Below are 12,997 nucleotides of genomic sequence, written 5' to 3' on the forward strand. Positions count from 1 at the left end.
GGTGACGGCACTGGGTGAAGGGGAGGACGTGATGACGTCCGGCGAGCCACGGGCCGGCGGCGACGCCGAGTGGGGGGCCGAGCGGCCCGCCTCGGTCGTCCGGCCGTTCCTGCTGACCGCGGGACGGATCGCCGGCGGCGACAGCCTCGTCCCGCCGATCCCGATCGAGACGCAGGTCGTGGCCACCGAGGTGGGACTGGCCGCACTCGACGCGTTCGTCTTCGACCAGCACCGCGACATCATCGCGGTCTGCCGTGAGCCGCAGTCCCTCGCGGAGATCGCGGCGAAACTCCGGATGCACCTCAACGTGATCCGGGTCCTCGCCGACGATCTGCGCGCCGACGGCCAACTGGCCCTGTACCTACCCCAGGCCCACTCCAACCGCGATGTCTCCGTATTGCGAAGGGTTATCGATGGTCTCCGAGCTGTCCCCGACTCCCGGGGAGCGATCCGTGAGGGCTGACGACGAGCGGCCCCGGCCGCCGCTGCCGGTGAAGATGGTGATCGCGGGCGGCTTCGGCGTGGGCAAGACCACCACGGTGGGTGCCATCTCCGAGATCGAACCGCTCACCACCGAGGCGTCCATCACCTCGGTCGCCGCCGGCGTCGACGACCTCTCCCACACGCCGGAGAAGGTGACGACGACCGTCGCCATGGACTTCGGCTGCGTGACGCTCGACCCCACGCTCAAGCTCTACCTGTTCGGCACCCCCGGCCAGGAACGCTTCGGCTTCATGTGGGACGACCTCGTCGAGGGCGCGCTCGGCGGACTCGTCATCGTCGACACCCGGCGGCTCGACGACTGCTATGCCGCCGTCGACTACTTCGAGCACCGCCAGATCCCCTTCGCCGTCGCCGTCAACGCCTTCGACGGCCGGCTCGAACACGATCTGGACGACGTACGGTGGGCGCTCGACGTCGCCGACCACGTGCCGCTGACCGTGTTCGACGCCCGCGAACGGGGCTCCGTGCGCGACGCGCTGCTCGTCGTCCTCGAACACGCCCTGGCCACGGCACAACGCTGAGGCGGACGGCACGACGCGGAGGCGGGGAGGGCCCTCGGGCCCTCCCCACCTCCGCCGTCGCGACGGCCCTCAGGCGGACCGGCGCCTGCGTACTCCGGGAGAGACGGCCACCCGGCCCACGGCCCAGAACAGCATGAGGACGAGCAGCGCCAGGACCGCCGTGAGGGCGGCCCCGCCGACGACCTTCTCGTAGTCCCGCTGGTACAGGCCGTCCAGGATGTAGCGGCCGACCCCGCCGAGGGACACGTAGGCCGCGATCGTCGCGGTCGACACGATCTGGATCGTCGCCGAGCGCAGTCCGCTGAGGATCAGCGGCAGCGCCGCCGGGACCTCGACCTGGAACAGGATCTTCGACTCCTGCATGCCCATGCCCCGGGCGGCGTCCACGGGGGAGGGGTCCACGGTGCGGACGGCCTCGTAGGTGGTGATGAGGATCGGCGGGATCGCCAGCACCACGAGCGGGATCATCACCGGCACGATCCCGAGCCCCAGCCACACGAACATCAGCACCAGAAGACCGAAGGTCGGCAGCGCGCGGGCACCCGCGGACACGAACGCGAGCGCGTTGCCGCCGCGCGCGGTGTGCCCGGTGACCAGACCGACCGGCAGGCCGATCGCCGCCGCGATCGCGAGGGCGCCCGCCGTGTACTGCAGGTGCTCCCACACGCGCTGCGGAATGCCGTCGTAACCGTGCCAGTGGGCGCCGTCGCTGAAGAACGACTGCATGAAGGTGAGTACGTTCACGACACGGCCTCCGGAGTGCGGACCGCCGGGTCCTCGAGCGTTGCCGCGGGACGCCGGGCGGCACGGCCTGACGGGGGCTCCCACGGGGTGAGGAGGCGCCGCAGCAGGACCAGCAGCGCGTCGACCACGATCGCCAGCACGGCGGTGGTGACCACCGAGGTCACCGCGAGCCGCGGACGGTGGTAGAGCATCGCGGTGGTCAGCAGGTTGCCCAGCGCGCCCTGGTTGCCGATCAGCGAACCGACGCTCACCAGGCTGATGCTGGAGGCCGTGGCCACCCGCAGCCCCGCCATGATCGCGGGGACGGCGATGGGCAGTTGGACCTGGAAGTAGCGGCGCACCGGCCCGATGCCCATCGCCGCGGCGGCCGCGTTCGTCTCCTCGGGAACCGAACGGATGCCGTCGACGACCGCCGGCACGAGCACGACCAGGCTGTACAGGCACAGCGGGATCATCACGGTGAGCTGGGTCAGCCCGGTGGAGTCGATGAGCACCACGAAGAAGGCGATCGAAGGGATCGCGTACAGCACCGTGGAGGTCCACAGCACCGGCGGGTACAGCCAGTCGTAGTGCACGCACAGCAGCCCGATCGGCAGCGCGAGCAGCAGACCGACGAGGACCGGGATCAGCGCCTCCTGCATGTGGATGCCGATGAGGCCCGCATAGCTGTGCTGGAGGTCGCTCGGTATGTCGAAGAAGCCGTTCATCACAGGGCCTTCGCCGGTGCGGCGTCCTGCGTGGCGTCCCTGGCCGTGCGCTGCCGGGCCACGCGGATCGCCGCGGCGATCGTCTCCTGCCCGGCGACACCGAGCACCTGCCCCGAGCCGTCGACGCCGACGGCGCGGCCGGTCGGCGACAGCACGGCCCGGTCGAGCGCGACGCGCAGCGAGTCCCGGCCCACCTCGAAGCTCTGCCCGTGGGGTTCGAGCGTCTCCGTCTCGCCGTTCCAGGCGGGCGGTGCCCAGCCGAGCGGCTTGCCGCCCGCGTCGGTCACCAGCACCGGCTCCTGCGCCGTGCCGCGACCGGCGGCCTCCCGCGCCTCGGAACCGACGGGCACGACCCGGGAGCGGTCGAGTTCTAGATCGCGGGTGGACAGGAACGACAGCCCGCGGATGCCCCGGTCCGCGCCGAGGAACTGCTCGACGAACGGGTCGGCGGGTGCCGACAGGATCTCGTCGGGCGCGGCGAACTGGGCGAGCTTGCCGCCGGTGCGCAGTACGGCGATGCGATCACCGATCGTGATCGCCTCGTCCATGTCGTGCGTGACGAAGACGATGGCCTTGCCCAGTTCGCCCTGGATGCGGAGCAACTCCTCCTGCAGTCCCTTGCGGACGACCGGGTCGACCGCGGAGAACGGCTCGTCCATGAGCAGGATGGGCGGATCGGCGGCGAGCGCGCGGGCGACACCGACACGCTGCTGCTGGCCGCCGGAGAGCTGGTACGGGTAGCGGCGGGCCATGCCCGGGTCGAGGCCGACCCGCTCCATGAGCTCCGCCGCGCGGTCCCGGGCGCGCTGCTTGGACCAGCCCAGCAGCCGGGGCACGGTGGCGATGTTGTCGAGGATCGTCCGGTGCTGGAAGAGACCGGCGTTCTGGATGACGTAACCCATGGAGCGGCGCAGGGCGTTGACCGGCTGCCGCGTGATGTCCTCGCCGTCGACCCGGATCGTGCCGCTGCTCGGCTCGACCATGCGGTTGATCATGCGGAGCGTGGTCGTCTTGCCACAGCCCGAGGGTCCCACGAGGACGGTGATGGAGTGGTTCGGTATCTGGAGGGACAGGCGATCGACGGCCACCGTGCCGTCTGCGTATCGCTTGCTGACATCTTCGATGGCTATCAAGCGTCGAAACCCTTCGGGGACGGCATTGCTCGCGCGTGGCGCGATCACGTGCACAAGGGGTCGTAGTCTAGCCAGTTGATGTTTGTTCTCGGCCGGGGCAGGTCGTGAAGTGCGCAAGTGCGCCCGATTTCGGCGGAGTCGTGTCGAAAGCGGGACCACCGGTCACGTCGCGCGGGTCCGCGCCGGCCGGTGCCCGTCGGCGTCGAGCCGTTCGGCCCGCAGGACCCGCAGATGGAGCGCGGCCCAGGTGCGGAAGGGCCGCCAGTCCTCCGCGATCACGGCCGGATCGCGCCCGGGCCCGTACTGTTCCTCGATCTCCGCGGCCAGCCTCCGCTCCTGCGTGGGCAGCACGTCCGGGTGTCCGGCACCCCGGACGACGACGAGTTCGGCGGCGAAGGCGCCGAGCCCCTTGACCTGCCGGACCCGGCGCATGGCCTCCTCCGGTTCCAGGGCCCGCAGTTCGGCCCCGTCCAACTCCCCGTCCAGCGCGGCGCCGGCGACGGCGTGCAGGTACTCGGTCTTGCGCCAGGGCAGTTCGACGTCCAGACCGAGCAGCCGCTCGGGCGACGGGAACGCCCCGCCGTCGCCGAGCCGCGCGACGATGTCGGCCCGTGCGCCCCTGGCCGCCGTCCTCCCGGTGCGCTGCGTCAGCACCGCCCACGCGGCCGCCTCGTACGGGGAGTGGAAGCCGCACGGGCGAAGTCCCGGCCTGCGTGCCTGGATCCCGCCGATCACCGGGTCCCGGTCGCCGACGGCGGGCCAGCCACGGGCGTCGACGTCCAGGGAGAGGAAGCGGACCACCTGCTCCGCGGCCGCGTCCAGGTCGCCGTCCCCGGTGACCACGATCCCGGCGGCGGAGCCGGACTGCGTGACCTCCGCGGTGACGCGCCGCCAGTCGGCGTCCGCGGGGAAGACCGTCCGCAGCGTCCCTTCCGTGCCCGCCGCCCCGGCCGGGGGCACCGGTGCCATCTCCTCCCAGAACTCCCGGCTGCTCTCCAGGGACCAGGGACCCCTCACCTCGTACGTGATCTCGTGCCGCGCCATGTCCGACCTCCCGCTGGGGACACGCTCACCGTGTCGACGCGCACCACTGTGACGGCAATACCTGACACATCCCGTCAACCAATCCGAACGGGGCCTCGCACCGGTCGCGGCGGAGCGGCCGAGCCGTCTTGGCCCGTCGGGGTGAACCATGCCCGGCCCCCGCACCGGGTTCGTACGAATATCGGGCCGGGGTGCCGACCATGATCGCGTGCGGGGCCTCCCGGCCGCCGCTCCCCTTACTCACGCACCGAGGTGGAGACATGCTCAGCCCGCGCGCTCGGCGGACCACGAACCGGCTCCTCGCCCTGGTGACGGGCTGCCTGCTGCTCTCCGCCGCCGGCACGGTGCCCGCACCGGCTGCGGAGCCCGGCCGGGTCACCGTCCCGGCGCCCGGAGCCGGCGGGTGGACACACAACGGGTCCGCCCGGCTCTCCGGCGCCGACCTGCAGCTCACCCGGACCGTGGCACACCAGGCCGGCTCGGCGGTGTTCCCGGTCCCGGTGGTCACCGACGGCCTCAAGGCCGCGTTCTCCACCGTCATCGGCGGCGGCAGCGGCGGCGACGGCCTCACCTTCGGCCTGCTCGATCCGGCCCGGGCCACCCCCACGGCCCTCGGCGCGGCCGGCGGCGGGCTCGGCTGGGCCGGGAAGCCCGGGGTGGCGATCACCTTCGACACCCACCGCAACAGCGGTGACCCGTCGGCCAACTTCATCGGCGTCACGAGCGCCACGAGCGCCAGCTCCCGTACCCTCGCGACGACGTCCGCCAGTGTGCCGGACCTCCGCTCGGGCCCGCACGCCGTCGCGATCGCCGTCTCCGGGAAGACCCTGTCCGTCTGGATGGACGGTGCCCGGCTGCTGACCGCGACCGTCCCCGCGCTGCCTCCGACGGCCATGCCTGTCTTCACCGGCGCCAACGGCGGCAAGACCGACAACCACGCCGTCCGCGACACGGTCATCACGGCTGCCTCCTACGCGGTGGCGCCGCCCGGTCCGAACGGCTGGACCCGCAACGGTTCCGCCACGCAGTCCGGCACCGACCTCGTGCTCACCGACGCCGTGCGCGACGCCAGGGGATCCGCCGTCCAGGCGGGCGCCGTACCGTCGGCGCGGCTGCGCGCTCGCTACACCGCACAACTCGGCGGCGGCACCGGCGGGGACGGGCTCGCGCTGCTTCTTCTCGACGCCGCCAAGGCGACTCCGACGGCGCTCGGCGCGGGCGGCGGGGGCCTCGGCTCCGCGGGTCTGCCGGGCATCGCCGTCACCCTCGACACCCATCGCAACACCGGTGAGCCGGCTGCCGGGTTCGCCGGGGTGGCCGTCGGCGGAGCGGGCTCCCCGCTGCGGTACGCCGCCACCTCGGCCGCCCTGCCCGGCCTGCGGACCGGTACCCATGCCCTGGACGTGTCCGTGACGGGGTCGGGGCATCTGCGGGTCGCCGTGGACGGCACGCGGGTCGTCGACGCCGACGTCACTCTCCCGCGGAACGTGCTGGTCGGCTTCGCCGCGGCCACCGGCGGCCGCACGGACCGTCACACCGTGCGCGACGCGGTGATCACCTACTGAACCATCCCTGCCGCATCACGCCCTCGGACCGGATCACGGGTCGGACGGCATCGCTGGTCGGACCGGAGCACGGCCGGACCCTCGCGGGGTCGTGAGTGGACCACGGTCCGGAGCGGACCACGGGCCCGGAGCCGGCCGCGGGCGCGGGCCGGTCGGCGGTCAGGCCGCCGTGCGGGTCGTCGGGGCGACCGGGCGCGGAGCCGCGACCGGGCCCGTCGCCGTGGCGCCGACCAGGTGGCGGGGCCGCCGCTCGACGCGCGCGGCCCGCTCCACGGGCGGCCGCGCGCCGTGCCGCCACAGCCACACGATGTCGCGGCCGAACGACCAGACCAGCGAGCCGAGCGCCAGCGCCACGGCCGCCGCCGTCACCCCGTACGGCAGGACCCCGGCGCCCGCGACCAGCAGCACCACGCCCTGCAGCGCCGCCACCGTCTTGCGGGCCATGCTCGGCGGCAGCGCCGCGTTCAGCCACGGCAGCACCCGGGCCGCCGCGACGAACACGTAGCGCATGGTGCCGATCAGCAGCACCCACGGTCCGAGCGACATCGCGACGTACACGCTCAGGACCAGGATCAGGAACGCGTCCACCTCCATGTCGAAGCGGGCGCCCAGGGCGGACGACGTGCCGGTCCGCCGGGCGACCTTGCCGTCGACACCGTCGAGGATCAGGGCGACCGCCGTCAGGCCGACGAGCAGGCTCACCGGCGGCGAACTCCGGAAGGAGTCCGCGACGAGCGCGGTGACACCGCCCACCAGGATCGCGCGGCCGAGCGTGACGCGGTTGGCCGGTCCGAAGGAGCGGGGCCGCGTGCGCCGCAGGGCGCGGGTGAGCACCGCCCAGGTCGCGATCCCGAAGGCCAGACCGCTCAGCCAGCCCGCGGGCCCCATGCCTATCACCGTGCCCAGCAGCACCAGCAGGAGAAGCTGCACCCCGGCCCCCACCATGGTCTCCTGTTGGGGGAGCCTCGCGCCGTACGTGTTGTTCAGGGCCACCGCACATCCTCCGGCCGTGTGACAGAGTCGATCAACGCCGCGTACCGTCCGCGGCTTGTCACTGGTCCGTACGTGAAGATCTGCTGAATCGTTCAGGGGGACGCTCATGGAACGCACGGCTCGCGCCTTCTGGCTCGCCGAACCCGGCCACGGAGAGATCCGACCGACACTCCTGTCCCCTCCCGGTGACGGAGAGGTGCTGGTGCGCACGCTGTACTCCGGGGTCAGCAGGGGCACGGAGACCCTGGTGTTCCGCGGCGGAGTCCCGGAGAACCAGCACGCCTCGATGCGCGCGCCCTTCCAGGAGGGGGACTTCCCCGCACCCGTGAAGTACGGCTACCTGAACGTCGGCCGGGTCGAGGAAGGACCCGAACCGCTCCTCGGGCGCACCGTCTTCTGCCTCTACCCGCACCAGACGCACTACGTCGTCCCGGCGAGCGCCGTGACCGTCGTGCCCGACTCCGTGCCCGCGTCCCGCGCGATCCTCGCCGGCACGGTCGAGACCGCGGTCAACGCCCTGTGGGACGCCGCCCCGCTGATCGGGGACCGGATCGCCGTCGTCGGCGGCGGCATGGTCGGCTGCTCGGTCGCGGCCCTCCTCGCCCGGTTCCCCGGCGTACGGGTCCAGCTCGTCGACGCCGACCCGGAACGCGCCGCCGTCGCCCGCGCCCTCGGCGTCGGCTTCGCGCTCCCCGGGGACGCGGCGGGCGAGTGCGACCTCGTCGTGCACGCCAGCGCCACCGAGGCCGGCCTCACCCGCTCCCTGGAACTCCTCGCCCGGGAGGGCACCGTCATCGAACTGAGCTGGTACGGCGACCGCCGGGTCAGCCTGCCGCTCGGGGAGGCCTTCCACTCCCGGCGACTGACCCTGCGCAGCAGCCAGGTCGGTTCCGTTTCCCCCTCCGGCCGGGCCGGACGGACCTACGCCGACCGGCTCGCCCTCGCCCTGGAACTCCTCGCGGAACCGGCCTTCGACGCCCTGATCACCGGAGAGTGCGCCTTCTCCGAACTCCCCGACGTGATGGGGAAACTCGCCTCCGGATCGATCCCCGCGCTGTGTCACCGCGTCGCCTACGACGAGGTTTGAGCCGACCGAAACCGGCCTGACCTCCGGCGACTCCGAAGAAAGGGCGACCGGCGGCTGAACACGGTGCGCGGGGTACCCGTACTAGAAGACGTGATCCCGGCAGAGGATCAGACGTACCGCACCTGGAGGGTCGTCCGTTGTTCAGCATCACCGTCCGCGATCACCTGATGATCGCCCACAGCTTCCGTGGCGAGGTCTTCGGACCCGCGCAGCGCCTGCACGGAGCGACGTTCCTGGTGGACGCCACCTTCCGCCGCCCCGAGCTCGACGACGACAACATCGTCGTCGACATCGGGCTCGCGACGCAGGAACTCGGCGCCCTCGTGAGCGAGTTGAACTACCGCAACCTCGACAGCGAGCCGGACTTCAAGGACACCAACACCTCGACCGAGTTCCTCGCCAAGGTCATCGCGGACCGGCTCGCCGCCCGGGTCCACGCGGGCGGGCTCGGCGAGGGTGCCCGCGGCCTGACCGGCATCACCGTCACCCTCCACGAGTCGCACATCGCCTGGGCGAGTTACGAGCGTGCGCTGTGACCGACGTGATCCTCGACAAGACGACCCCGCGGGCCGGACACGGCACCGTGACGCCGGGACCCGACGGCGCCCTGAACTACGTGCCCGTGCAGCACACGGCTCTGAAGAACGCCGAGATCATCCCCATGTCCCTGCGCTCCGTGCACTTCGTCATGCCCGGCGGTGTCGACGACCCGGCGGCGCCGAGCGGCGGCAACGCCTACGACCGCCGGCTCTGCCTGGACCTGCCCGGCTTCGGCTGGCAGGTCCACCGGCACGCCGTCCCCGGTGAGTGGCCCCGCCCCGGCGTCGCGGCCCGCACGGAACTCTCCCGCACGCTCGCCGACCTGCCCGACGGCACGGTCGTCCTCCTCGACGGTCTGGTCGCCTGCGGGGTCCCGGAGATCGTCGTCCCCGAGGCCGACCGGCTGCGGCTGGTCGTGCTGGTGCACCTGCCGCTCGGCGACGAGACCGGGCTCCCGCCCGCCGTCGCCGCCGACCTGGACGCCCGGGAACGCACCACTCTGCGGGCCGTGTCGGCCGTCGTCGCCACCAGTGACTGGGCCGTCCGCCGGCTCGTCGCCCACCACGGCCTCGCCCCCGACCGCGTCCACGTCGCCGCCCCCGGCGCCGACATCGCGCCGCTCGCCTCCGGCACGGACGGTGTCTCACGGCTGCTGTGCGTCGCCGCGGTCACCCCCCGCAAGGGCCAGCACCGGCTCGTCGAAGCCCTCGCGACCGTCACCGACCTGCCCTGGAGCTGCGTCTGCGTCGGCGGACTCGCCCAAGACCCGGCCTACGTCGCCCATCTGCGCTCCCTGATCGCCCAGTACGGCCTCGGTGACCGCCTCCACCTGGCGGGCCCGCAGGCCGGAGCCGAACTCGACGCCAGCTACGCCGCCGCCGACCTCATGGTCCTCACCTCGTACGCCGAGACGTACGGCATGGCCGTCACCGAGGCGCTGGCGCGCGGCATTCCGGTGCTCGCCACCGACGTCGGCGGCCTTCCCGAGGCGGTCGGCCGCGCGCCCGACGGCGGGGTGCCCGGCATCCTCGTACCGCCGGAGGACCCGGGGGCACTCGCCGCCGAACTGCGCGGCTGGTTCGGCGAGGCCGATGTGCGCCGCCGGCTGAAGGCCGCCGCCCGCGGGCGGCGCGCCGCGCTCGACGGCTGGGCGACCACCGCGCGCAGCCTGGCCGGAGTGCTCGGCCGGCTGCCCGACGCACCCCGGAGGGCCGCATGAGTGCCCCGACGACGTCCACGGGCGGGCCGGATTCCGGCACGCCCGAGGAGCCCGAGGAGAAGGTGAGGACGGGCGTGCCCGGTCAGCCAGGGGCGGAGTCCGGCGCCGACGAGGTGCCGCGCTACGCGCCCCAGTGGCTCCGGCTGCGTGAACCCGCCGACGCCGCGGCCCGCGCGGCGGACCTGCTCGACCCGCTGCGCGTCCGGCTGGCCAACCGGCCGGTGCGCGGCGGCGACCTGGTGATCCACGACCTCGGCTGCGGCACCGGCTCGATGGGCCGCTGGCTGGCGCCCCGGCTCGACGGCGCCCAGCACTGGATCCTGCACGACCGGGACCCGTACCTGCTGCACTTCGCCACGGTGGGGGCGCCCCGCGCGGCGGCCGACGGCAGCCACGTCGGCGTCACCACCCAGCGCGGCGACATCGGCCGACTGACCGCTGACGCTCTCGCCGGAGCGTCCCTGGTGACCGCCTCGGCCCTGCTCGACGTGCTCACCGGCGAGGAGATCGACCGGCTCGCGGCGGCCTGTACCGGCGCCGGGGTGCCCGCCCTGCTGACCCTGTCCGTCGTCGGCCGCGTCGAACTCTCCCCGGCCGACCCGCTGGACGCCGAGATCGGCGAGGCGTTCAACGCCCACCAGCGGCGCGGCGACCGGCTCGGCCCCGAGGCCGTCACGGCGGCCTGCGAGGCCTTCGGCCGGTACGGGGCGACGGTGCGCGCCCATCCCAGCCCCTGGCGGCTCGGCCCCGACCAGGCCGATCTGACCGCGGAGTGGCTGCGCGGCTGGGTCGGCGCGGCGGTCGAGCAGCGCCCCGAACTCGCGGAACGCGCCGAGTCCTACCTGAGCGCCCGCCTGGAGGCGTGCGCCGCGGGGGAGTTGAGCGTTCTCGTGCACCACAGCGACGTCCTGGCGCTGCCCCGGGGCAACGGGGGTGCGCGGTGAGTGCCGGCCTGGAGACGGTGAGCGCGCCCGGGGCTGCCGTACCGGCAACTCCGGTTCCCGCGGACGCGGCCGCGGTCGCGGTGAACAGCGTGGCGGTGAAACCTGTCGGCGGTGTCGGCGGGGTGCACGCGCCGGCGGTCCGGCCGGCCCGCACGGGACCGGCCGACGCGGCCTCCGCGTCGGCGGGCACCGCGACGCCGGTGAGCGTCCCCGGGCCGTCCCCTGCCGACAGCCTCCCGGACGAGACCGAGCCGGACCCCGGGCCGCGTGCCCGGGACGCCGTCCGCCGGATGCGCAGGCATCTCGGCACGGTCGTCGGTGTCCTCATCCTCGGTGTGCTGCTCTGGCGACTGGGTACAGGAGTGTTCCTCGACGGGTTGCGACGGATCGACGGGACGACGCTCATGGCGGCGATCGGGATCGGGCTGCTCACCACGGCGTTCAGCGCCTGGCGGTGGTGCCTCGTCGCGCGCGAACTGCGCATCCGGCTCCCGCTCGGCGCGGCCGTCGCGGACTACTACCGCGCGCTGTTCCTGAACGCCGCGCTGCCCGGCGGTGTCCTCGGCGACGTGCACCGGGCAGTACGGCACGGACAGAGCGCCGGCGACATCGGCCGGGGCGTGCGCGCGGTGGTCATCGAACGCACTGCGGGACAGGCCGTGTTGGTCGCCGTCGGCGCGGTGGTGCTGCTCACCCAGCCCTCGCCCGTGCTCACCCAGTCCCGGGAGTCGGCCCTGCTGCTCGCCGTCGTCTCGGTGTGCGGGGTGGTGACCGTCGGAGCCGTCCGCAAGGGCCGGGCCCCGGCCTCCGCCACCCGGTACGGCGCCGTCCGCGTCGCTCTCACCGAGGCGCGGGGCGCCCTGCTGGCCCGGCGCAGTTGGCCCGGCGTGACGCTGTCGTCGGTTCTGGTGCTCGCCGGACACCTGGCGATGTTCGTGCTGGCGGCCCGGGCGGCCGGGTCCGACGCGTCCGTCACCCGACTGCTGCCGCTCGCCCTGCTGGCCCTGCTCGCCATGGGACTGCCGCTGAACATCGGCGGCTGGGGTCCTCGCGAGGGCGTCACCGCCTGGGCGTTCGGTGCCGCCGGGCTCGGTGCCGGCATGGGCCTCACCGTCGCCGTGATCTACGGCGTCCTGAGCTTCGCGGCGAGCCTGCCCGGCGCCGTGGTCCTGGTCGTCCGGTGGGGAGCCGCGCTGCGGCGCCCCCGCGAGGAGAACGCGGAAGGACGTGATCAGTGCAGCGTCTCGGACGTCACCAGAGCGAAGTACGCGCCGAAGGCCTCGGTCAGCCCGGCCAGGAGCGCCCTGCCCTTCTCGGCGGACGCCATCGAGGGACGGCCGATGACCCCGGACTCGGTATAGGCGGACATGCCGAGCGTGAGCAGATGCCGACGGTCGTCGGCGACGAAATCGGAGGCCTCATAACCGTCTTTGACGCATTCCGGATGAGCGTGCAGGAGAATGGACGTCTCGATTTCTCCCGCGTGCATGTCGCTGAGCAACGAGGTCTGCACACCGGCCTGTTCGCAGGCGCCCTCCCAGTCCTCCGCGACGGGGAAAAGCGCCATACGCGTACCGGTGCCCGCGGATTCCTGCACGACATTCCCCAGCACGTAATTCCCGCCGTGGCCGTTGACCACCACCAGGGTGTCGACGCCCGAGCGCCGCAACGACGCGGCGATGTCGCGGACCACCGCGTACAGGGTGACCGCGGAGATGCTCACCGTGCCCGGCCAGGCGGCGTGCTCGTGCGAGCAGGAGATCGTCACCGGGGGAAGGAGCTGCACCGGGTAGGCGTCCGCGATCTCCCGGGCCACGGCGCACGCGACGAGCGTGTCGGTCGTCAACGGCAAATGGGCCCCGTGCTGTTCGAGACTGCCGACGGGAAGAACGGCGACCTGACGGGGGACACCGGCCCCCCGTGCGCGGACATCCTCCGTGGTGTCCAGCGGCAGTACACCGGACACCGTCGAGCGCGTTCCCGAACCACTCATGTT

The 12,997-nt window shown here is 73.3% G+C and carries 13 protein-coding genes and 1 pseudogene; 8 read left to right on the plus strand and 6 right to left on the minus strand.

The annotated features are described in order from the left end of the window. Nucleotides 1-31 precede the first annotated feature (31 nt). Complete coding sequence (locus AB0C62_RS26585; protein WP_362977194.1) at nt 32-463, plus strand: DUF742 domain-containing protein; 432 nt, start codon at nt 32-34, stop codon at nt 461-463. A gap of 34 nt (nt 464-497) precedes the next feature. After that, complete coding sequence (locus AB0C62_RS26590) at nt 498-1,025, plus strand: ATP/GTP-binding protein (RefSeq protein ID WP_241539967.1); 528 nt, start codon at nt 498-500, stop codon at nt 1,023-1,025. 69 nt (nt 1,026-1,094) lie between these two features. Here AB0C62_RS26590 and AB0C62_RS26595 read toward each other — a convergent pair whose 3' ends face one another. The 4 genes from AB0C62_RS26595 to AB0C62_RS26610 all read right to left on the minus strand — a co-directional run bounded on the left by AB0C62_RS26595 (nt 1,095) and on the right by AB0C62_RS26610 (nt 4,653). Further along, nucleotides 1,095-1,769 carry an ABC transporter permease gene (locus tag AB0C62_RS26595; RefSeq protein WP_362977196.1) on the minus strand — a complete coding sequence of 225 codons (675 nt, stop codon included), beginning with the start codon at nt 1,767-1,769 and terminating at the stop codon, nt 1,095-1,097. Beyond that, on the minus strand, nt 1,766-2,476 hold the full coding sequence (locus AB0C62_RS26600) for an ABC transporter permease subunit (protein WP_362977198.1): 711 nt from the start codon (nt 2,474-2,476) through the stop codon (nt 1,766-1,768). The genes AB0C62_RS26595 and AB0C62_RS26600 overlap by 4 nt, the downstream gene beginning before the upstream one ends. After that, complete coding sequence (locus AB0C62_RS26605; RefSeq protein WP_362977200.1) at nt 2,476-3,609, minus strand: ABC transporter ATP-binding protein; 1,134 nt, start codon at nt 3,607-3,609, stop codon at nt 2,476-2,478. The genes AB0C62_RS26600 and AB0C62_RS26605 overlap by 1 nt, the downstream gene beginning before the upstream one ends. Before the next feature lie 162 nt (nt 3,610-3,771). Next, nucleotides 3,772-4,653, minus strand: a complete 882-nt coding sequence (locus tag AB0C62_RS26610; RefSeq protein WP_362977202.1) for a DNA-3-methyladenine glycosylase 2 family protein — start codon at nt 4,651-4,653, stop codon at nt 3,772-3,774. 260 nt (nt 4,654-4,913) lie between these two features. On the opposite strand from AB0C62_RS26610, the gene AB0C62_RS26615 reads away from it, so the two are divergent. Continuing rightward, entirely contained in the window at nt 4,914-6,218 is a 1,305-nt protein-coding gene (locus tag AB0C62_RS26615; protein WP_362977204.1) for a hypothetical protein, read from the plus strand. A gap of 159 nt (nt 6,219-6,377) precedes the next feature. Here AB0C62_RS26615 and AB0C62_RS26620 read toward each other — a convergent pair whose 3' ends face one another. Beyond that, nucleotides 6,378-7,211 carry a CDP-alcohol phosphatidyltransferase family protein gene (locus AB0C62_RS26620; RefSeq protein WP_362977206.1) on the minus strand — a complete coding sequence of 278 codons (834 nt, stop codon included), beginning with the start codon at nt 7,209-7,211 and terminating at the stop codon, nt 6,378-6,380. 106 nt (nt 7,212-7,317) lie between these two features. On the opposite strand from AB0C62_RS26620, the gene AB0C62_RS26625 reads away from it, so the two are divergent. The 5 genes and pseudogenes from AB0C62_RS26625 to AB0C62_RS26645 all read left to right on the plus strand — a co-directional run. Beyond that, complete coding sequence (locus AB0C62_RS26625) at nt 7,318-8,298, plus strand: zinc-binding alcohol dehydrogenase (RefSeq protein ID WP_362977208.1); 981 nt, start codon at nt 7,318-7,320, stop codon at nt 8,296-8,298. A 137-nt stretch (nt 8,299-8,435) separates the two neighbouring features. Then, the gene (locus tag AB0C62_RS26630) at nt 8,436-8,834 is read left to right on the plus strand and encodes a 6-carboxytetrahydropterin synthase (protein WP_362977210.1); all 399 of its coding nucleotides are present in this window, start codon (nt 8,436-8,438) and stop codon (nt 8,832-8,834) included. Between the two features lie 71 nt (nt 8,835-8,905). Then, nucleotides 8,906-10,057 carry a glycosyltransferase family 4 protein gene (locus AB0C62_RS26635; RefSeq protein ID WP_362977251.1) on the plus strand — a complete coding sequence of 384 codons (1,152 nt, stop codon included), beginning with the start codon at nt 8,906-8,908 and terminating at the stop codon, nt 10,055-10,057. After that, entirely contained in the window at nt 10,054-11,001 is a 948-nt protein-coding gene (locus tag AB0C62_RS26640) for a class I SAM-dependent methyltransferase (RefSeq protein ID WP_362977212.1), read from the plus strand. The genes AB0C62_RS26635 and AB0C62_RS26640 overlap by 4 nt, the downstream gene beginning before the upstream one ends. A 290-nt stretch (nt 11,002-11,291) precedes the next feature. Beyond that, nucleotides 11,292-12,143, plus strand: a pseudogene (locus AB0C62_RS26645) (lysylphosphatidylglycerol synthase transmembrane domain-containing protein); the annotation flags it as partial. An 89-nt stretch (nt 12,144-12,232) separates the two neighbouring features. Here AB0C62_RS26645 and AB0C62_RS26650 read toward each other — a convergent pair. Next, the gene (locus AB0C62_RS26650) at nt 12,233-12,994 is read right to left on the minus strand and encodes a creatininase family protein (protein WP_362977253.1); all 762 of its coding nucleotides are present in this window, start codon (nt 12,992-12,994) and stop codon (nt 12,233-12,235) included. Nucleotides 12,995-12,997 lie beyond the last annotated feature (3 nt).

The organism is Streptomyces sp. NPDC048643, from assembly GCF_040650615.1.
Taxonomy (GTDB): Bacteria; Actinomycetota; Actinomycetes; order Streptomycetales; family Streptomycetaceae; genus Streptomyces.

Coding starts and splice junctions, on each gene's coding strand:
- AB0C62_RS26615 (WP_362977204.1), top strand. CDS start 4,914: ATGCTCAGCCCGCGCGCTCGGCGGACCACGAACCGGCTCCTCGCCCTG.
- AB0C62_RS26600 (WP_362977198.1), bottom strand. CDS start 2,476: ATGAACGGCTTCTTCGACATACCGAGCGACCTCCAGCACAGCTATGCG.
- AB0C62_RS26650 (WP_362977253.1), bottom strand. CDS start 12,994: ATGAGTGGTTCGGGAACGCGCTCGACGGTGTCCGGTGTACTGCCGCTG.
- AB0C62_RS26610 (WP_362977202.1), bottom strand. CDS start 4,653: ATGGCGCGGCACGAGATCACGTACGAGGTGAGGGGTCCCTGGTCCCTG.
- AB0C62_RS26640 (WP_362977212.1), top strand. CDS start 10,054: ATGAGTGCCCCGACGACGTCCACGGGCGGGCCGGATTCCGGCACGCCC.
- AB0C62_RS26590 (WP_241539967.1), top strand. CDS start 498: ATGGTGATCGCGGGCGGCTTCGGCGTGGGCAAGACCACCACGGTGGGT.
- AB0C62_RS26585 (WP_362977194.1), top strand. CDS start 32: ATGACGTCCGGCGAGCCACGGGCCGGCGGCGACGCCGAGTGGGGGGCC.
- AB0C62_RS26625 (WP_362977208.1), top strand. CDS start 7,318: ATGGAACGCACGGCTCGCGCCTTCTGGCTCGCCGAACCCGGCCACGGA.